Raw genomic sequence first — 19,809 nt, forward strand, 5'->3', positions numbered from 1 at the left:
GATTAAGAACATGATTTCAGTGCATTAAAAAGAGCCATAATGTATGCTCCTACCCATAAATCTTTAGATGAAATAATCCGTGATTATTGTGTAGCTTAATGTCTCACTCTTAAGTTAAATAACTATACAAATTTATTTTGCAATTATAGCGATGGGCCAATGAGGGATCGACATTTAAGAAAATTACAGCACTTTTGAGGAAGCGTGAGGTACAGTTATAAGACTATTTATTCCTATATTTCCAACAATATTTAATACCATTATTTATCAACAATAACTCCTACTTAAATGATCGGCGAACTTTCATGTTATACTATTGCGTATATCAAAATAGTTAAAAAACCATGTTTGTTGGTACTACTGAAGCAGCTTCTCTATTAAGTATTTCTGCTCAAAGAGTCCGAGTTTTGCTCCAAGAAGGTCGAATTCAAGGAGCTAGAAAGATTAATAGTCGCACTTGGGTGATTCCTTTATATAAAGGAATGCCTAGAATTGCAGGTCGGAGTCGCGGTCCTAAACCTCGTTGGCGTTCTTGTAAACATTGTGGCAAGAATACAATTCATTTCAATCGCCCCAATATAGGCATCAATAAAAATAATAAGAATACCGAACTTCATGTAGTTTCTGCTAAACGAGGTTCTGAAAATTTAGCCAAAGGTCACGAAATAGATATTCACGGTCCTTGTCAGATTGTTTATCGACCAGAAAAACCTCATTCTTGTGGAGCGACTGTCTGGATTGAAACTTTGGCAACAGCGACAGTTTATAATTTTGACGGGAAGGTGAAACGGGTTGATAGCAGATGGATTTGGGAATGGGAAGAAGAAGAAATCTGGGAAATTAATAAGACAAATATTGATGAGTTGATCGAAGCATCCTAGTCAAAAAGTTAGTTTGAATCTTACCTATCAGGTTCCTCTATAGTCTTATGCTTCTCAAAAACTTTTCTATGTTTCTTGAGCGAAGGAGTAGGGGAGTGAGGGTTTGTGGAGGAGTCTGGAACGGAAAGCACCTAGTATTATTAGCTTTTAGGCAAATCAAAACTCAATTATATTTGCTATTAACTTCCAACAAGGAGGTTCTCCTTCCCAATTTGGAGAAGGAGCATAAGGCATACTAAGACTTATAGTCACTAAAAGATTATTTGAAGTTAGAGAAGATCTGTTTTCTAAGTCTTTTATAAATTCTGGATCGGTAATTTTTGCATTATTTAAGAGCAAATAACCATTATTATTTTTGATACTACCTCGAAATTTACCTTCTTCATTTCGAGAAACAGAAAAATTTTGCTTTTTAACTTTAACAATTTCAATTGTTCGACGTCGATGAAAGGGAACTGTTTTTAGATAGGAAGGATTAACATATTTACGAGAATTATGTAGGATATAGTCTGAATTATTACAATATTTAAGTATCTCTTCAACTTTAGCTTGACCTAAACATTTCCATTCACCTTTTAATACTGAAAGGTTTTCACTTTCAAAACCGAAATCGTTTCCTTTATTATCAAGAGGAATTTCGAGAATATCAAGAGGTTTTGGTTCTCTACCTTCAACAAATCTAATTCTTTTAGGTACTCTTCCATCTTCAGGATATTGCCGATCGCATACTGGACGAATCCATTTTCCTGTATCTAAATCAATTCCTGCAATACAACGCTCATTTAGTTTGTAGGAATTAGCTAAACAAATTATTTTTTTTAGAGATGACATACTTTAATATTTCCCCATTGTTTGTTGAGATATTCAGCTACTAAACGGCGATGACAATAATGTGGTTTAGCTTCACTACAAAGCAAACAACCTCCATCTAAAAGTTGAGGTGAAAATTTTTTTTCAATTTCTCTTTCACTAATCAGGTTATTAAATTTTTGTTCATAAGTATCCCAAGTAATTCTCTTTTTTTTATAATCATCTAAAAGTTCTTTAGTAGGTGCTAAATCTAGAATATGAATATATTCAATATTGCAAATAACTTTAAGAAAATATTCTAAGTCTTTTTTTTTCGCAAATCCAGCAAGTTGAGAAGCATTATTGACTCTTGTATCAATAACGCATTTTACTTTTGATTCTGTTAAATTCTCAAAAAATTCTTGAGCGGTTTTTTTTGTAAATCCAATAGTAAAAATTTCAATAGTTTTTTTCATTAGTTTTTTTCATTTTATAAATGAAGGAAGAAGGAAGAAGGAAGAAAGAAGAAGGGGTAAACATTCAAAAAAAGGGAAATATGATTGCTATAGTTGCTTTATTTTTGCAAAGCTGAATGCTCACTGCTAATAGCTGTTTGCGCAGCATTCCGTAGGAAATGCTTACTTATTTTTTGTTTACATATGCAATTTTATCCCCTTGAATTTTGTAAGCTTTTTCAAGTATTGTAGATTGAGAATTGTTAGTGGATTGGGTAACATTTTGGCTGAAGCTTTCAGTATCAAAAAGACTTAATTGTAAAAATGGCTGGGGTTTTTCAACAAGATTGTTAATTTGTAGTAGTCTTTGTTCAAGAGCAGAGTGATTTTCTAATTCACCATTTTTAAGAATATGGTCAATGTCTAAACCTTTATTTGTTAAATGTCGGCTCACTAAGATAGCACGATGACAAGTAATTGGATCTTGTTCAGAACACATCAAAGCAATATTATAATTTTCCAAACTTTGATAAACTTTTTCTAAACCTTTTTGGAATTCTTCTGTGTTAGCAATTAGCTCGTATAAAGCTTTTCCATTAACGTAACAACTTAAATTATTAGTTCTTGCACCTAATTCTTTGCCTAAAAAAATGTATGAAATATTGATTTTCTGTAGATATTGCTTAATGTTTTTTTGATTAAAATGAGGTAAATAATTACTATAAGGATAGGAACGAACATCTGCTACAGCTGTTATCTGATGTTTTTGTAAGAGACTTAAAAAAGATTCGATGGAATGATTAGAATGACCAATAGTAAATAATTTCATCATTGCTGATTTAAAAAATTTTCTAATTGTTTAGAGATGTACTACGATACCAGCGTGTTGAACCATCAGAGTTTGCTGTTTATTATTGAATTTTAACTTTGCTATGATGGATTACAATATAAAGGTATGTTTGATAACGGATTATACCTTTATTCCTTGATTAAGTCAATTCTCTCTATATGTATGTGAGTAAAATAGACATCTCCTCCAAAAGAGTAATAAATTTTCTCTGTTAAGTTGGTTAGTTTTCATATTTTTAGTTAATTTTTTGCTCAATTTCCAATCAAAAATTTATGGTTAATTAGATAGATTTATCTATAAAGTTTTATTTTTCCATTGCTTTTACTGCCTGCTACATCTGAGAGACCATTTATTGCATTTCTTTAATCATGTCTTCGTAGTGCCTTTTCATTTCTTGTTTTTGCTCGGATGTTATATTTTGGACCTGATCAGAATTCATTTGCGCCATACTTTCTCGCATCTGAGTCAGTATTTTGTGGATTTTGTCTAAATCTTGCCCATTATGTTGGTGCATTTGTGAATGGTCTTGTACTAATTTTAGAGGTGATTTTTGTTTGGTTTGAGCAACAGAGGGTATGATGTTTAATACTGAAATTGTTATTCCAATTATGGCAGTAGTAATGAGAGTTTTAAAAAGACGGAGGTTGCATGGTTTATTTTTGATTTTATCGGACATATTGATATTTTATTCAAACAAAACTAACAAAACTAACATGATTTTTACTAAATGCTAGTTTGACTCAATAATATGAAATTGGGATTAAATTTAAACGGGATTTTTTTGAGATGAAAAGGATGAAAGAGACTTTCCTAATATATTAGTAGAAAAAATATCAGAAGTGACAAATTATGAAAATTATGATGCGCCAACTTTACTATTTATTTGCACCAATAATGTGTTTTCCTGTACTACTTAGTTTAATGACAGGTTCTCTATTTAAAATCTCAGTTATTACTGGTACGGCTGAGAATTTTATTTGGCTATTAGAATGACATAGAGGTAAGTTTGAGAGAATTAATTTAGAGATAATTTATCCATTTTTAAATGCTTTTGAAATGTTAATGTTGGTAGTGACTGGAATTATGATGTGGTTTCAGACTCGCCGACAGTACAAAAAATAATTTTAAGAATAGAGCTGGTTTTGATAACTAGATTTTTTTCCAGTCTTAAAAGCTTATTTCTCAACAAATTGAAAAACCCTATTCAGCAATAAATGTAAATGTAAAAAATAATGTAGGGAGGTTCCATGAAACCTCCCTAAAAATTGATTGGTTCTAAATTTATCTGTTATAAATTCTAGAATTTATAGGAATTAAAAATTTGAGTTTGACCATTTTTTTTCAAGGCAAAGACATTAAAAGATTCTTGACGATCGCCCATTTCCATACCAGGGGTGCCAATAGGCATTCCGGGAACACTAATTCCGGCAATATTTGGTTTATTTACTATTAAATTTTTTATGTCTGCCACTGGGGTATGACCTTCTACGAGATAACCAGCTATTTCGCTTGTATGACAAGAAGCCAAATTTGAGGGTAGATTATATTTTTGCCGAATAGTTTGAATTTCTGACTCTGGTTTAACAATATCAGTGACTTGAAAGCCGTTTTGCTTGATATGTTCGACCCATCCCTTACAGCATCCGCAAGTGGGAGTACGGTAAACAGTAATATTAAGTGCTTGTGATGCTACGTCTGTTGTGGATAAACCAGAGTTATAAACAGTTTGAGCTGTTTTATTTAGTGTTGAATTCTGGGGTAAACCAATAAAAGTCCAATATGCAGTACCCAAAACTCCGGCAACTGCCACACCAGCAACTAAAGACTGTATCCAATTAGAGAAAAATTTTTTCATCACTATTACCTCAAATAATCTATAAGTGCTTTTTTTAATTATATAGCAGAAGAAAGAAGGAAGAAGCGGTGCGACCCCGCGTCGGCGACAGACGCAAGGGAATGCGCACCAAGAGAGGAAGAAGGAAAAGTATTACGTTGTCTGAGTTTTAGAGCTTCTCTATCTGTCCGCACCCTTTGCTTCGACTGCTATAAACCTTCTACTTCAAGCCTGAATTTTTAGATTACCCATCATTCCCAAATCTTCATGGTCGAGAATATGACAATGGTACACAGTCTTTCCAGGAAAATCTCGGAAAGGCATTCTAATCAGTACTGTCTCCCCTGGTCTCACCAATACCACATCCTTCCACGCGAGATAGGGTTCTGGTTTCCCATTCCGACTCACAATTTGAAAAGCATTGCCGTGAACATGAAAGGGATGATCCATAATACCTGTGTTAATTAATTCCCAGTCTTCAACTGTATTAAGTTGAACTTGAGTATCAATTCTTTCTAGCTGATATGGTTGACCATTAAACAGAAATGCCATGCCTTGACCGGGTATCATGCCATGGTTCATCTGAAAACGACGTATCTTTTGAGCTTCTGGCAATGCTTCTACTGGTATTAGTTTGGTTGGCAATGGCACAGCAGCAGCCTTGGTGTTATAACTCACGGTTGCTAAAACTTGCGGTTGATTTTCAGGAGCATTTCTTCCCATCATACCTCTTCCCATCATACCTCTTCCCATCATGCCTCTTCCCATCATCCCCATACCTACTCGTTGATAGGGCAAATTCAACAAGCGATATTTTCCGGGTTCTCGGTTAGCTTGGATTAAGATATCTGCTCTTTCTCCAGGAGTTAATAACAGTTCTGATATTTCTATGGGTTCAGTTAATGCTCCTCCATCAGTAGCAATTAAATAAAATGGGTGTTCTTCTAGAGACAACTGATAAAACCGGGAAGTGGAAGCATTGAGAATTCGTAACCGTAATAAACCTTGAGGTGGAATTGTCAAGTTAGGGTTAGACTGACCATTAATGGTAATTAAATCTCCCTCCCTTCCGGTCATAATTGAAAGTTCTTGGGATGGCAGTAAATTTCCTTGTCGGTCTAGAGCAAAATCTTGCAATACTAAAAATTTTTCCTCAGCCGCTTTAACTTCGGGAATTTCATCCAACTCTCCCCGAACAATAAATAATCCTGCTAACCCACCAAAAAGTTGTTCTGCTGTCAAACCATGGAAATGAGGATGATACCAGAACATTCCCGCAGGATGATTTTGAGGAATTTGGAATTGATATGTCAGGCGATCGCCTGGTGCAATTTTCATAAATACGTTATCAGCGTTTCCGGTGATGGGAATATGTAGTCCGTGATAATGGATGTTTGTCGGTTGTGGTAATTTGTTGGTAAAGTTAATCCTAATTGTATCTCCTGGTTTTGCTTCTAATCTCGGTCCGGGAATTTGTCCGTTATAGTTTAATACATAAGCTTGTTTATTTCCTAGATTTATTTTATTAATACTGGCTATTAAATTTACTTCTAAAATTCCATCTTGGCTTTGGTTAATTTTATATTCGGATGAAAATGTTTGAAAGTTTTCTTGATTTTTTTGAGTATTACTGTTGCTACATTGAGCGATTAAAACAGCAATAGCGCTACTAGAACTTAAGCTTAAAAATCTTCGGCGGTTAATTTTTTTCATAATCAAAATCTGTACTAAATATTGGTATTTATATAATACCAATAGTGAAAAAAGAATGCTACAAAAAGGTAGACCTTCCTCAAATGTACTTAAAATAGCTAGCACAGTTGATTAAAGAATAGTTATTTATATTGTTTTTCCCTTTTTTTCAATATTTATCCCTTCTTCCTTCTTTCTCTCCCCTTTCAAAGGAGGGTAGGGGGGATACCTTCTTTTGTACGGACGTTGCATACAACCTCCCTATCATTTGTAACAAACATTTATCATGGTTTGTATAATAGAATAAGGGGCGGGTTTTTATAACTAAATTGCTGACTTACAAGGCTTTCTGCTAAACTCGCTCCTACATTTTTTTTAATTTTTAATTAGACCTTGCTGGTCAGCATTCAGCTATTAGCTGTCAGCTCTCAGCTCTTATGAGGGGGTTTAAATGAATATAGACTGTTTTAGCCGACTTTTGTAGTAAGTATAAATTCTGCCTCAATTACTAAAACTTTTATCTAAAACTAAAAGCAATAGCTAATAGCTGAATGCTGAATGCTTACCTAGTTTTTTATTTTAAAATCAACTATTTTAAAATTCGGTAAATACGTTCAACAATTAATAATTAATTATTAATTATTAATTATTACCTCTCCTTGAAAGTAAGCATTCAGCTATTAGCTGTCAGCTATCAGCAACAAGACTCTATCTTTAAGGACAGTGTTTAAATTAACAACTTACTTTAAGGGTAAAGGAGGCAACTTTTGTAGTAAGACAGTTAATACAGCTTTGACCCTAAACTAAAAGCACAATAGCTGAATGCTGATGGCTGACGGCTGAATGCTTACCCTTGCTGATTAAATCTAAAAGCATTTACATATAAAGAAAAGTGCATTTTTGAGGTCAAAAAAAGTGCTAATTTTTCAGCTATTCATGCTCAAAAAGTTAGTATTTTAGGCAAAAGTTTGGCAGAGAAATCATTCTTACAAAACTTAGCTCCTACCTATAGCAATCCTAAATAGGTTACGACAAATCAAAAAGTAGAAATAAATTCCGAAACTCTTACCCATTGCCTATTGCCAATTGCCTATTCCCAAAAAGCAGTAAGGTTTTTATACACAAATAAAATAGGATTGCTATACTCTAAATTCCCATTTCTCCTGTCTCCTGTCTCCTGTCTCCTACCCTCACCCATAAGACTTTTTCAGCAAACCCTAATTAGACCTACCTACTTACTTATCCACGGGATTAAAACGATAACCTCAACCATAAACAGTTTCCATTAAATATTCAACCCCACTCGCACTTAACTTACCGAATAATTAGTAATTAATAATTAAATAATTATGGTTTAAATTCTCCCCTTTTAAGGGGAAAAAAAGAATAATATTTCCTGATCTTCAATCCTCTCGGTTTTAACCAGAGGTAATTATCAATTATCCATTATCAATTAATTAATTCTTAATTACAAACACGGATCAAATAAAAATATCAAAAAAATCAGATAATTCACTTAAGTTTTATATGCAAAGAAAGATACTATGGGCGTACAATTAAATTGATAATCTACAACCTCAACAAAGCTTATTTGATTAATACTTAGACTAACAGGACATTCAACATCATAAAAAGTAGGAGCTAAAAATTCATACATATCAATTGATAGTAAATCCAAGTTAGTAGAGGATTGAAGAAAATTTTCAGCTAACCAAGTATGCAAACATTCGCCAGTAGAAATATCCCAGAGTTTAATAGTTTCATCTTCACTTCTACTAGCAATAGTTTGATTATTCTGACTCCAAACTAAGGAATTAATTCGAGCTTTATGTCCCTCAAAAATATGAAGACATTTACCTGTATTAATATCCCATAATCTTACTGTTTGATCGCTGCTACCAGTTGCGAGAAGATTTCCATCTGGACTCCAAACAATAGAATGTATTTCTTGAGTATGACCCTCAAAAACTAGATGTGGCTGATGATTCACCATTGATAACAGACGAATCTCTCCTAATTTATCAGCGATCGCTAAATAATCTCTATTTGGACTAGAAGCTATGACAGCAATATTACCCAATGTCGGTATTTGCATTTTTTCCAACAACATTGGGCAGTCTAAAAGATTTTCATCTTCTTGTTTTGGTGGTTCTAAGCAAGTTTGGTCAGACACATCTACAGAATTAGTCGGACAAACACAAGAACTACGATCTAGTAACTGTGAGTCATTACTTTCATGGCATTTTTGTCTATCTGCTTGACTAATAGCAGGACAAAGTTTCCCAGGAACTATTGTACAATAGTTAGAAGATTTCGAGTTAACTGTAGCTGATACTTCAATTGCTTTTTGGGAGCAGGTATTAGCAGATTTATGAGATTCTATTTGACACGGAGAAATATCACCTACCATTAAGTCAACCTGTAGTTTCATGCACAGGTTAATCAGATTCTCAATGCCATAACCACACAAGGAAGTTTCACTTGCTTGTAGTTTGTTTAAAATTAATAATAATTGTTGTTCTAGGGCTCGAGTAGAACTAAATATTGTGCTGAGTTGTCTGGCGATAGGTTCTATAATCAGCTTATTTTGCCGTTCTTTTATATAGCGTTTGCCAGTGGTGATGATTAGAGAATGACTGAGAAATAAGTCTAAATTTGCAGTAGTTAACTCAGCAACAACCTGTTCAATTAAATAGTGGAGAATATACTCCATTACTACAGGTTCGACTGTATACATACTTGATTTTTTCTTGACTAGAGAGCGCCAGATGAGAGCTTCTAAACTTTCTAAGAGGTTTGCTTTGGAAATTGCTGGCACAATATCAGTTTGCAATTTTTTTACATTCGTCCAGTCTTGGTTAATTGCCAACCAAACTATGATTTTTGTTTCTAGCTCTGACAGACGTTGAAAGTGTTGGTCAAGGAGGCGACGAATACCATTGAAGGTGCTTGTGCCATGTTGCAGAAATTCTGACAGGTCTCCATCAAATAAGTCTGTGATGGAGCTGGTGACAATTTTTAAGGCTAGGGGACTATAGCTATAATATTCACTAAGTTGTTGTTTTTGTGTTTCTGAGCCTAATATTTTTCTGGTTCTTAGTAAAGCATCGGCTACTTCTTTAGAACCCAGTAGTTGTAGAGAGCGTACTGCTGCATCTATACTTTCAAAGGCTGCTACTTCAGGAGGTTTTTCTCGACTGGTGAGGATGAGACTGCTAGAGTGGGATGTTTCGCCGATTAAATGAAAGAGTTGACTGTAGTTTTCGTAGCCAGGGCGATAGTGACCTGTACATCCAGTTTGTAAAATGCTTTCGACACTATCTAAAATTATTAGGCAACGTGAGTTGCGCAAGTATTCAATTAGTTTGCTTAGTTCCCCTTGGCTACATTCTTGCTGGGATAAAAATGACACGAGTTGAGTGAGAATTGTTTCTAGGGAAGGAGCATGGCGCAGCGATCGCCAAATTATATAGTCAAATTCATTCTGTAGTTGTTGGGCGACTTTTGCTGCTACTGCTGTTTTACCAATGCCTCCCATGCCAAGTAATGCTACTAAACGACAGCCGTCTGCTAGAATATAATGCTGTAGTTGATTTAGTTCTTGGGAACGTCCGTAAAAAACGGAAACATCTATGGCTTCTCCCCAATCAACTGCTTTTGGTCGATCTTGTGTTTGTGTTAAAGATGGGGAATTTATTTGCTGTTGAGTGCTTAACTGGGTTTTAGAGATCGGCGATCTGTGAGTGCCAAGTTTTTGTCTGAGCAATGCACGAAAGTTTTTCTTGGTGACTTTTTCGCCTAGTACAGTTGATAGATTCTGCCATAAGTTGGCAGCTACTCCTTTAATATAGTCTGAGTCATAACCTGCTTGTTCTGCTATTTCAGCATATCCTTTTCCGAACCATGCTTGAGAAAATACCATTATTTTCACAGTGTTTAAGGAGCCTGGAGGTAAAACTGTCTCCAGAACTTCCAATGCTTCTTCTACTTTCATTTTTATTTAAGATTTTGATATATTTTTAACTTTATGATTTTAATCATATCTAAAGTTATGAAATTTTACTGTTACTTATGATGCTGTTTGATTTGATAACAGAGTAAGAATACTTATATAGTAATCATGTTTCAGTTGTGAGTAAAAATATCTTTGAATTTAGGGAACAGGGGTAAAAGTTTCAGAGTTTTTATATATCCTGAGATTTTTTATCAATCATTTGGGATTACTATAATTATTTTTCTAATGTGTTAATATTTTGTTTGAATCTTATTAAGAAATAAGAAATTAAATCTCAATACATTATAGATGATTCATATCTTTTAATCTTTGTTTTACAAAAGATAACAGTTAAGAGCTATTTTTTATTAGGATATAAAGATGTTATATCAACTTGATAAGTGTTGATTACAAGTAATATCAGCAAGAAAGAAGTAATAAACAAATCATAAAAAAATAAATCACAGTCGAAATAGCTAGATTATAGGATTGTAAAAGTTATTTTTAGGCATAATTTTTAGTCTTTTTTTTGTAGAATTATTTTTTTTCACGCTTGGTATTAATAACTATCACAAATAACGTGATAATCTAGCCTTAGCTATAGCTATATAAAACTTAAATTTTATGAATTGAATAGAAGCAGGTTTAGCAGTGGACAATACTATAGACTTCTTGCATAAGTTAGGGAATAGGGAGATTAAATTGTTGATTTAATATCTTTAATTGATGTAATTAAAACTTTTGCAAGAGGTCTAATGATTAAAGAAGGCAGCTATGCTGTTTGTGCAGCATTCCCTAGGAAAGGGAAAATTGCTTATGAATAATCAAGGACAGGCCACTTCGTGTCTTATATCAAATCCGGTTAAATACCCTCACAATCAATAGCTTAAAACCCTGATTATTACGTTATTGGATCTATGTGCAACTAGGCGGATTTGATATTATCACCCTAAACAATTTTAAGTACCCCCGTTAACGGTGGGGCATTAAACCTGCAAAAGAAAAGATTAATTAGAATATTTTCCTAATACTATATTTGAGAAAAACAAGTTGTGATGATATGGTAGTCGCCATTACTGTATTTGACATATCAAAAGCTTAAAACTCAGACAAAGCCAGATTATTCTTCCTTCTTCCTTCTTCCTTTTTCATCGACCTATTCCAAAGGTGGCACAACTAAGGGTTGTTCTAATGGTTCTACTTCAAAAACTTCTTTTAATGCTTCATCTAAAGTTGGTTTCATTACAATTCGGTTTTCATAAGAAACAATAACTCTAGCTAAAGTTGGCAAACTATTTTGCTCTGCTTCTAAATAAATCGGTTCCACATAGAGCAAGGATTGATTAATTGGTATTACTAATAAATTTCCTTGAATTGCTTTCGATCCTTGACGATCCCAAAGAGAAATTTGCTGCGATATTTCTGGATTTTGATTAATCAAAGCTTCAATTTGTTCAGGACCATATATTAATCGTTGTTTAGGGAATTGATATAAAAGTAATTTACCGTAATTTGGTGCATCCGATCTAGCTGCCAACCAAGCAATTAAATTATTACGACTTGCTGGAGTATAGGGTAGAAAAAGAATAAATTCTTCTGAAGTTTCTGCTGGTAATTTTGTAATTAAATAATAAGGTTCTACTTTCTGCTGTTGATTACCATAAATCTCAATAGGTACCCGCCACAAATCTTCCCGATTATAAAATACACGGGGGTCATCCATGTGATAAGTTGCCAATAGTTCGGATTGTACTTTAAATAAATCTACTGGATAACGGATATGAGCATAGAGACTTTTTGGCATTTCTGCTATGGGAGAAAACATATTAGGAAAAACTTTTTTCCAGGTTGTAATAATTGGGTCTTTAGGGTCAGCAACATAGAATTTTACTGAGCCATTGTAGGCATCAATTACAACTTTTACTGAGTTACGAATATAATTAAATTCGTTATTTTCTGGGTCAGAATAAGGATAGCGATCGCTTGTAGTATAAGCATCAAAAATCCAGTAGAGGTAACTGGGAGTTGTTTGAGTAACATCTTGTTTGCCGAATTGAGGATTAGCTACTACTAAATATGGGTCTTGGTCATAACGCAAAAACGGGGCGATCGATCGAACTCTGGCATTAATATTGCGGCGATATAAGACTTTAGTTGTAGGTATAAATTTATTAGTGAATAACATTCTCCAGTTCTTCAAATATTTAGCAAATACCCATCTTTTCCAGCTTGTACCGATGACAATACCACCACTGCCACTATAAGTGTTATAGGTATTTGTTTCTCCACTGGGATAGTCTAATTCTCTATCTTTTTCCGCAGTGGAAGTAATGACATGAGTATTGGTAAGTTCTCCATAATAAATTCTAGGTTTACCAATAGGAATACTGAATCTAATCCTTTCTAATACTTCTAAGGTACTATTCTTTTTAAGAGTTGGATCTGGTCCGATATTTTTAACGAAATATTCTGGTAATCCACTTTCTTCAACTTGATTAACTGGAGAAAGAGTAAAACCATAGCCATGAGTATAGACTAAATGTTCATTGACCCAAGTTTGTGCTGGTTGAGGCACAGATTCATAGTTTAGTTCTCTAGCTGCGATGATTACTTGTTGTTTTTCGGTAGGATTATTTTTTGTTCTTTCTTCTTTTTTCTTCAGGAATGTATAGCGGTCTATATCGGCATTTTTAAATTCATAATATGGTCTGATTTCTTGTAATTGTCGATTCGTTTGTAAAATTGGTCTTGTATCCCAAAGGCGAATATTTTCAATGGTTAATTTATTCTTTATTAAGTCAGTATAGGTAAGTTGATTTTCTGGGTCAAATAGTTTTACTTCTAATTTTTCTGGATCGAAATATGCTTCTCTAGTAAATTTAATACTACGTTTAATATATGGACTTTCTCGTTCTATTTCGTTAGGTTGTACGATGGTTATTTGTACAATTTCTGGTAATAACCAACCAGTTACTGCTGCGATGGCTAAATACCATGTTAATATAGCCCTTAATGAATAGCTATCAGCAAATAATTTTGCACTCAATTTTTTCTTTTTTTTCCTTCTTCGACTCAAACGTAAAAATCGGAGACTGGCTTCAATATAAGGTTGAATATCTTTAATAGAAAAAATTGCTTGCCAAAACAAAAATAATGCAATTAATAATGCTAAAAATGCCAAAAATATATAAGCAGGAAGCTGAACTTTGACATCTGTGTAGCCAGCACCATAAATAACACCACGTGGAGAGTAAAGTAATTCAAAACAACCTAGAAAGTAACTATAGGCTATGGTTAATATAAAGCCTCCACCTAAAGCATGAAGATGTCGTTGTTGTTGTTGGGAAAATTGATAAAATTTGCCTTTACTTAGACTATTTCCAGACAATAAATAGATGAGAGTGCAAGCGACCAGTCCATATAAAAATAATCCTACTAACCAAAATTTTAATAATTGTAATACGGGAATTTGAAAAACATAAAAACTGATATTGATATGAAATAAATCTTCTCTTTCAGCAAAGGGAGTAGCATTAAATAGTTGTAATATATTTCCCCAATGATTTGAAAGAATAAAACTAAAAATTAAACTTAGCACTATCGCAAATATACTTAACCATAATATAGGATTAACAGTGATAACAATACCTAATACAATAAATAATCCTAATAGCCACCAGTTAGACGGTATTTGACTGAATATTTGCCAAATTGATTCTACGCTAAATTCTGAAGGAATTTGTGGAGATACCTTTGCAACTGTGAAATCAGGATACCAGTAATCAGTAAATACCTGAATATAATGGGTTAGAATCAGTCCTATTAATAAAATTAATCCTAATACTAAACATAACAACCAGCCTAGACTAAATGAGGGTTCAATACGCAATTTACATGATGGCATAGTTACTGGTTGAATTAGCATTATTTCTTCATATACTTTGGTTTTTCGATTGTGATTTTTTGGATACTTAAATATACTCGCTAGTCTGAGATTTGCTAAAAAGAAGACTGATGTAACTACAAAAGTAATTATCCATAATAAAGTTCCTGTTTGCAATTTAGTTATTAGTACGGGCAAATAATTAAGTTCTTCAAACCATAAAAATTCAGCCAATATATTAGTTGAGAAATCAAATGCTGCCCACAATCCTAAGAGAATGACAAATATAATTAATATCTGTAGGAATTTGAGTTTTTCTAGTGTTTTGGATAACCTAAGTTTTAGCTTGTAAATAATATTTAATTTCATGGTATATAATTTTCGATTAGTTGTTTTATAGCAATTTTATTGAGTTTCTCTACAGTTATATCATGTCTGGTTGAATACTTAAACTTTGGAGAAAGAAAGGTAGAAGGCAGAAGGGAAGAAAAGGCTTGAAGGGAAAAAGTTTTTTGATCGTTAATTATCCGGATATGAGATTATACCAAATTAATAAGAAGCTGCATAGAATAATATATTGATTGGGATTGAGTGTATATCGAGATAGACAAGTTAATAAATTTCATAATTGTGTGCCACCTCACATAAAATTTGTATAATATCAAATCTGGTTAATTACACATAGAATCCTATTATATAATATCTGTTTATAATCCTATAATTATACCAATTTCCTAAAGTCAGACTAAACATAACTTGACACCTTAGTTTTCAAGCTTGATAGATACTTTTACAAGTGTTGTTTCAGTTTATGAAATTGGTATTACTTCAATATTTAACCTCCTCCTACTCCCCTACTCCCCTACTCCCTCACTCCCCCGCTCCCAACTATATAATAAATATTCAACCGTATTTGATATAACACCCAATACCTAAGATCTACGACCTAATACCTCATCCTGTGCAGTCTCACATCAAATTAGTATTAGCAGGAACGAGAGTAGTCAGTCATCAATACTAAGTAGCAATATCAAGTCTCATTAATTAGCCATAATAAAAATGTTCTTCTCTTGAGAGAAAATATTTTTTAAATTTCCCCTTGTTCCCTACTTCCTACTCCCTACTCCTTACTCCCTACTCCCTACTCCCTAAATTTTTCCGAAGCGGTTATTTAAAGAGACATGATATAAAAAGGCATTTAATAAGCTATATCAAATCCTTTGAATTTGGTCTAAAAAAATGTTCCATCTGAGCGCCATTGCCAAATCTTTCAAGATTTCCCCCTCCTGGGAGGGGTTAGGGGTGAGTCCCCGCACTCTTTATCTAATTACACCAATGCTACGGGATTTGATATTAGTCTCCTGAGTCGGATAGGAAGACTTGTCAAAAATTATAAAATATAATTTTAAATTTTAAGTTCGATCTTTTAGTTAATTCATAATTATATCACCTACATAAGGAATCACCTGATTTCTACCTTTTTCTTTTTCTTGATAAAGTGCTCGATCTGCTCCTGCAATTAAACTTTGATAAGTGGCTTCAGGAAATGGGATAATACTAGATACTCCTAAACTTAGACTAACTTGTTTATATATTGGTGAATTTCGATGGGGAATCTGTAATTTATATACTTGCTGTTGAACTATATTGGCGAGATGAATTGCTCCTTCTAGATTAGTATTAGATAAGATAATAGCAAATTCTTCTCCTCCATAACGAGCTACTAAATCTGTCGGGAGTTTGACTACTTTCGAGATAGCTTTTGCTACTTGCTGAAGACACTCATCACCTTGTTGATGTCCATAGGTATCATTATATTTTTTAAAAAAGTCTATATCGCACATGATTAAAGATAATGGTTTTTTCTCTCGCCCCAGTTGAATAAAAACATTCATTAGTTTTAATATTCCAATCCCATATACCATCATTATTGCCACGCAATGCTAATTCCCAACGTTCTTCACTTTTTTTTAAATCTAATTCCATTTGTTTACGCTGAGTAATATCTTTAATCAAGCCAATTAAATATTTTGGTTCTTGGGAAGTTTTGATTAAAGATATATTCAAATATGATCAAATAATTTTACATTTTTTGTGAATTAAACGGTTATCAGTTGAATAGTTTTGTATCTTTTCTGCCAGAATAGAGCGTAAATTAATTTGATAATCTTGCCGTTCTTCTGTATAAATAATATCCACCAAGTTTAACTTTGATAAATCGGCATTACTATATCCAAAAATATTCCTAAATACTTGGTTAACTCGGAATATTTTTCCTGATAAAGTAGCCAAAAATATTCCCATTAAAGTCTGTTCAAAAGTCCCACGAAATTTTTCTTCACTTTCTTTTATTACTGCTTCAGCTAAAACATAGGAAGTGATATCTTGAAAAATTACTTGATAAAATTTTTCATCATTCTCTAACTGAATAATTTTATAAATAATATTTATCCAAATCCAATTGCCGTCTTTCCTCAAAGCTAGAATATTTGGTATAACATTTTTGCCATTTTTTGCTGTTTCCAGTATTGTCGCTATTACTTTTTGGTGTATTTCTGGTGGATGGATTTGTTTGGCGTGCATTTGCACAAGTTCTTCTCTGTGATAACCCAATATTTCTGTAGCTTTATAGTTAGCTTCTATAATCTTTCCCTGTAAATCAGCAATTAAAATTGCCTCACCCACATCTTGCATAAATGCACGGTACTTAAACTCTGAATTTTTTAATTTTTTTTCAGTTTTTTTGCATTCTGTTATATCAACATAATAGGAGATTTTTTTGTACTATCATTTTGTACAATTTCTTGAAAGATTGATATTTTGCGGAGCAAAACGCCATCCCACCCTACAGGAAGCTGCGCTAACGATCGCTTGCATCTAACGCCGATGCGGGGTCACACCGCTATTCCCTAAAATCTACAATATCTCACAACTCAAATAAGATTGCTATATATAGTAATTAGGAATGATTGATAAAAATTTTATTGCTTCGGTGTTTCCCATTCCCTATTTCCTATTTCCAGTTAAGAGTTTCCTAAAAGTCTAGAAGACCTAAAAACTCAAATAAGATTGTTATTTGAAGAAGGAGACAGGAGACAGGAGACAGGAGACAGGAGGAAAATTACATGGGGATTCGCTCCCCCAAGTAATTTTGAACACCCCCGTTGACGGTGGGGTATTAAACCCACAAAGAAAATGATAATGTCCGGATAATTAGTGATAAAAAAACTTTCTTATTTTCCTCCTATGTCTTCTTTTTCTCCTCTTTATTCTTTATTCTTGCTTCTTTATTCTTGCTTCTTTATTCCCTCCTGACTCCTAATAAATAATCTAGTTATTTGTAGCAAATATTGATCAAATTGGTATTAGAGAATTTTCCGAAACAGGGAAAGATTAAAATTAAGCTGTACAAATCAATTTCCTTGAAGAAGGAAGAAGGAAGAAGGAAAAAGTGGATGGGGATAGTCAACGACCTACCACTTTGTATCTACAAACCCCAACCAATTGTAAACACCGTGTAGATGGCGGGGTATTAAACCCAAAAGAAAAAGATAAATGCTTACAGCGCTTTTCATTTAAGTAGACTACAAAATTATTTTTGCGCGCGGGAGCTAAGGAACAAGAAGCAGGGAATAGGTAGTATAAAAATACTTGATCGCTGTAGTATATACTATGTGAAAACCGCTATAATTGCAAACAACAAAAGCTATTGTTTCACTGAAAATTTCACAGTAAATATACTGCCTCGATCTAACTTTGAATAAACTTGAATAGTTCCTCCCATTCCTTCTACCAAAGTTTTAACAATAGATAAACCTAAACCAGCTCCACCAGAACGATTTCTAGCTTCATCCGCTCGATAAAAACGTTCAAAAATCTTAGCTTGTTGTGATAAAGAAATACCCTGACCTTTGTCACATACCTGAACGATCGCTTCACCACTTTGTTGACACAAATTTAAAATTATAGGAGAATCTTCACCAGAATATTTAACAGCATTATCAATTAAATTTAGTAAAACCTGTTTGAAGCGATTGCGGTCTACCATGACTTCAATTAACGATAAATTTATAGTTTTATCAATCTGATATTGTGATTTACCGACAATATTTTTTGATTTTAAACTTAATTTACTAGCAATATAATTATTATTGATATTTTGCTCTAAACTTAGTTTTTTAGAGTTGCCAATCTGGGTAGAGACTAGATTACTTTTTTCTGTAATAATTGAATTTTTATTATCACTAAATATTTGCTCTAGATTAACAAAATCACTTCCATTACCAAACCTCAGAATAATTTCTCGACCACTAAATTGTTTAGCCATTTCTACTACTTCTGCTACCAAATCATTCAGTACAACCGCTTCTAAATGAAAATGAATTTGTCCACTATCTGCTCTAGCTAACTCCAGCAAATCTTTCAATAATTCAACAGTACGTTGTGCTTCCCCAGAAGCTATTTCGATAGCTTCTTTCTGAGTCTCTGTTAAATTATTACCCCTTCTCAAAAGACTCTGAAGATAACCAGAAACAATAGTCAAAGGAGTTCTTAACTCATGAGAAACATTACTCACAAACTGTCTTTGCTGTTCCCAAGAATCAGACAACCGGCCTAACATAGTATCTAAAGTTCTCGCCAACTCCTTTACTTCACTAGGAGCGCGTTCTAAAGAAACTGTTGCTCGATCTAGAATATCGGCATTAACATTATCAGCAAGTTGACTAATATGACGCAGAGGTATGAGAGAACGTTGAATATAAACAGTTATAGCAAGTGTTACTCCAATTATTGCCAAAATACTTGCCACACTTAAACTCATAACCATCGTCACTAGCATCTTTTGATCGCGGGAAATGTCTAGAGCGATATAAAGTTTACCAACATTCATCCCATTAACTGTTAAAGGACCACCACATAACACAAAATAGCGTCCATTTATTGGATAAACTAAGGGTTTTGAGGGCATTTCAGCTAAAGATTTTAAAACAAAGTGGTCACTGTCACTCTGGAAATTTTGTGATTGAACTATCACAGTACCTTGCTGATTTTTGACCCAAATAAATACATTGGCCAATGTTAAATTATCAATAGCTTTCTGTAAACTTTTCTTGACATACCACGTTTCACTGTACATTTCAACATCTCTGGGAAAACGTTCAGCTATCTGCTCAATGTTATGCTTATGAGTGACTATCAACAATTGCTGCATCTTCCAACTTGTCCACAAGGCTACACTCCCTAGTCCTAATACTGAAAATAATGCAATACCCAATGTTAGGCGTGTCTGCAAAGACGATGGCTCGAGTTTCCACCGCCCTAATTTGAGATTTTTCGGCCATTTAGCGATAAACTTCATCTTAAACTTAATTATGGGTAAAAAATATTTAAACTACAATTGTCATTAATTTAGCTACATATCCTGAGAAAA

15 protein-coding genes and 1 pseudogene are annotated in these 19,809 nt (G+C 33.5%); 4 read left to right on the plus strand and 12 right to left on the minus strand.

The window, feature by feature from the left end:
- Positions 1 to 6: 6 nt before the first annotated feature.
- A pseudogene (locus tag F6K18_RS31890) lies at positions 7 to 99 on the plus strand (IS630 family transposase); the annotation flags it as partial.
- Positions 100 to 344: 245 nt separating this feature from the next.
- Positions 345 to 881 carry a DNA-binding protein gene (locus F6K18_RS31895; protein ID WP_287526940.1) on the plus strand — a complete coding sequence of 179 codons (537 nt, stop codon included), beginning with the start codon at positions 345 to 347 and terminating at the stop codon, positions 879 to 881.
- A gap of 156 nt (positions 882 to 1,037) precedes the next feature.
- On the opposite strand, the gene F6K18_RS31900 is transcribed toward F6K18_RS31895, so the two are convergent.
- The 4 genes from F6K18_RS31900 to F6K18_RS31915 all read right to left on the minus strand — a co-directional run bounded on the left by F6K18_RS31900 (position 1,038) and on the right by F6K18_RS31915 (position 3,651).
- Complete coding sequence (locus F6K18_RS31900; protein WP_287526941.1) at positions 1,038 to 1,712, minus strand: hypothetical protein; 675 nt, start codon at positions 1,710 to 1,712, stop codon at positions 1,038 to 1,040.
- Entirely contained in the window at positions 1,700 to 2,146 is a 447-nt protein-coding gene (locus tag F6K18_RS31905) for a DUF488 domain-containing protein (RefSeq protein WP_287526943.1), read from the minus strand. The genes F6K18_RS31900 and F6K18_RS31905 overlap by 13 nt, the downstream gene beginning before the upstream one ends.
- 166 nt (positions 2,147 to 2,312) lie before the next feature.
- Positions 2,313 to 2,957, minus strand: a complete 645-nt coding sequence (locus F6K18_RS31910; protein ID WP_353735239.1) for a DUF488 domain-containing protein — start codon at positions 2,955 to 2,957, stop codon at positions 2,313 to 2,315.
- Between the two features lie 367 nt (positions 2,958 to 3,324).
- Complete coding sequence (locus F6K18_RS31915) at positions 3,325 to 3,651, minus strand: hypothetical protein (RefSeq protein WP_287526944.1); 327 nt, start codon at positions 3,649 to 3,651, stop codon at positions 3,325 to 3,327.
- A gap of 173 nt (positions 3,652 to 3,824) precedes the next feature.
- On the opposite strand from F6K18_RS31915, the gene F6K18_RS31920 reads away from it, so the two are divergent.
- Positions 3,825 to 3,968: a hypothetical protein gene (locus tag F6K18_RS31920; RefSeq protein ID WP_287526945.1), complete on the plus strand. Its 144-nt coding sequence runs from the start codon at positions 3,825 to 3,827 to the stop codon at positions 3,966 to 3,968.
- A 304-nt stretch (positions 3,969 to 4,272) separates the two neighbouring features.
- On the opposite strand, the gene F6K18_RS31925 is transcribed toward F6K18_RS31920, so the two are convergent.
- From F6K18_RS31925 to F6K18_RS31955, 7 genes are all read right to left on the minus strand, one after another.
- Entirely contained in the window at positions 4,273 to 4,830 is a 558-nt protein-coding gene (locus F6K18_RS31925; protein ID WP_287526946.1) for a DUF411 domain-containing protein, read from the minus strand.
- A gap of 204 nt (positions 4,831 to 5,034) precedes the next feature.
- Positions 5,035 to 6,522, minus strand: a complete 1,488-nt coding sequence (locus tag F6K18_RS31930; protein ID WP_287526947.1) for a multicopper oxidase family protein — start codon at positions 6,520 to 6,522, stop codon at positions 5,035 to 5,037.
- A 1,495-nt stretch (positions 6,523 to 8,017) separates the two neighbouring features.
- Positions 8,018 to 10,495 carry an NB-ARC domain-containing protein gene (locus F6K18_RS31935; RefSeq protein WP_287526948.1) on the minus strand — a complete coding sequence of 826 codons (2,478 nt, stop codon included), beginning with the start codon at positions 10,493 to 10,495 and terminating at the stop codon, positions 8,018 to 8,020.
- Between the two features lie 1,156 nt (positions 10,496 to 11,651).
- Entirely contained in the window at positions 11,652 to 14,747 is a 3,096-nt protein-coding gene (locus tag F6K18_RS31940; protein ID WP_287526950.1) for a UPF0182 family protein, read from the minus strand.
- A 1,061-nt stretch (positions 14,748 to 15,808) separates the two neighbouring features.
- The gene (locus F6K18_RS31945; protein WP_287526952.1) at positions 15,809 to 16,222 is read right to left on the minus strand and encodes a diguanylate cyclase; all 414 of its coding nucleotides are present in this window, start codon (positions 16,220 to 16,222) and stop codon (positions 15,809 to 15,811) included.
- Complete coding sequence (locus F6K18_RS31950; RefSeq protein ID WP_287526954.1) at positions 16,200 to 16,445, minus strand: hypothetical protein; 246 nt, start codon at positions 16,443 to 16,445, stop codon at positions 16,200 to 16,202. The genes F6K18_RS31945 and F6K18_RS31950 overlap by 23 nt, the downstream gene beginning before the upstream one ends.
- A 6-nt stretch (positions 16,446 to 16,451) precedes the next feature.
- The gene (locus F6K18_RS31955; RefSeq protein ID WP_353735240.1) at positions 16,452 to 17,153 is read right to left on the minus strand and encodes a PAS domain-containing protein; all 702 of its coding nucleotides are present in this window, start codon (positions 17,151 to 17,153) and stop codon (positions 16,452 to 16,454) included.
- Positions 17,154 to 17,454: 301 nt separating this feature from the next.
- On the opposite strand from F6K18_RS31955, the gene F6K18_RS31960 reads away from it, so the two are divergent.
- Entirely contained in the window at positions 17,455 to 17,577 is a 123-nt protein-coding gene (locus F6K18_RS31960; protein ID WP_275670435.1) for a hypothetical protein, read from the plus strand.
- Positions 17,578 to 18,084: 507 nt separating this feature from the next.
- On the opposite strand, the gene F6K18_RS31965 is transcribed toward F6K18_RS31960, so the two are convergent.
- The gene (locus F6K18_RS31965) at positions 18,085 to 19,737 is read right to left on the minus strand and encodes a cell wall metabolism sensor histidine kinase WalK (RefSeq protein WP_287526956.1); all 1,653 of its coding nucleotides are present in this window, start codon (positions 19,735 to 19,737) and stop codon (positions 18,085 to 18,087) included.
- Positions 19,738 to 19,809 lie beyond the last annotated feature (72 nt).

It is taken from the genome of Okeania sp. SIO2C2, from assembly GCF_010692625.1.
In the GTDB taxonomy this organism is placed as follows: Bacteria; Cyanobacteriota; Cyanobacteriia; order Cyanobacteriales; family Microcoleaceae; genus Okeania; species Okeania hirsuta.

Excerpts from the sequence above, each read along its gene's own strand:
- F6K18_RS31940 (WP_287526950.1), bottom strand. The coding sequence starts at position 14,747 with ATGAAATTAAATATTATTTACAAGCTAAAACTTAGGTTATCCAAAACA.
- F6K18_RS31910 (WP_353735239.1), bottom strand. The coding sequence starts at position 2,957 with ATGATGAAATTATTTACTATTGGTCATTCTAATCATTCCATCGAATCT.
- F6K18_RS31915 (WP_287526944.1), bottom strand. The coding sequence starts at position 3,651 with ATGTCCGATAAAATCAAAAATAAACCATGCAACCTCCGTCTTTTTAAA.
- F6K18_RS31895 (WP_287526940.1), top strand. The coding sequence starts at position 345 with ATGTTTGTTGGTACTACTGAAGCAGCTTCTCTATTAAGTATTTCTGCT.
- F6K18_RS31930 (WP_287526947.1), bottom strand. The coding sequence starts at position 6,522 with ATGAAAAAAATTAACCGCCGAAGATTTTTAAGCTTAAGTTCTAGTAGC.
- F6K18_RS31935 (WP_287526948.1), bottom strand. The coding sequence starts at position 10,495 with ATGAAAGTAGAAGAAGCATTGGAAGTTCTGGAGACAGTTTTACCTCCA.
- F6K18_RS31900 (WP_287526941.1), bottom strand. The coding sequence starts at position 1,712 with ATGTCATCTCTAAAAAAAATAATTTGTTTAGCTAATTCCTACAAACTA.
- F6K18_RS31920 (WP_287526945.1), top strand. The coding sequence starts at position 3,825 with ATGAAAATTATGATGCGCCAACTTTACTATTTATTTGCACCAATAATG.
- F6K18_RS31925 (WP_287526946.1), bottom strand. The coding sequence starts at position 4,830 with ATGAAAAAATTTTTCTCTAATTGGATACAGTCTTTAGTTGCTGGTGTG.
- F6K18_RS31945 (WP_287526952.1), bottom strand. The coding sequence starts at position 16,222 with ATGTGCGATATAGACTTTTTTAAAAAATATAATGATACCTATGGACAT.
- F6K18_RS31905 (WP_287526943.1), bottom strand. The coding sequence starts at position 2,146 with ATGAAAAAAACTATTGAAATTTTTACTATTGGATTTACAAAAAAAACC.
- F6K18_RS31965 (WP_287526956.1), bottom strand. The coding sequence starts at position 19,737 with ATGAAGTTTATCGCTAAATGGCCGAAAAATCTCAAATTAGGGCGGTGG.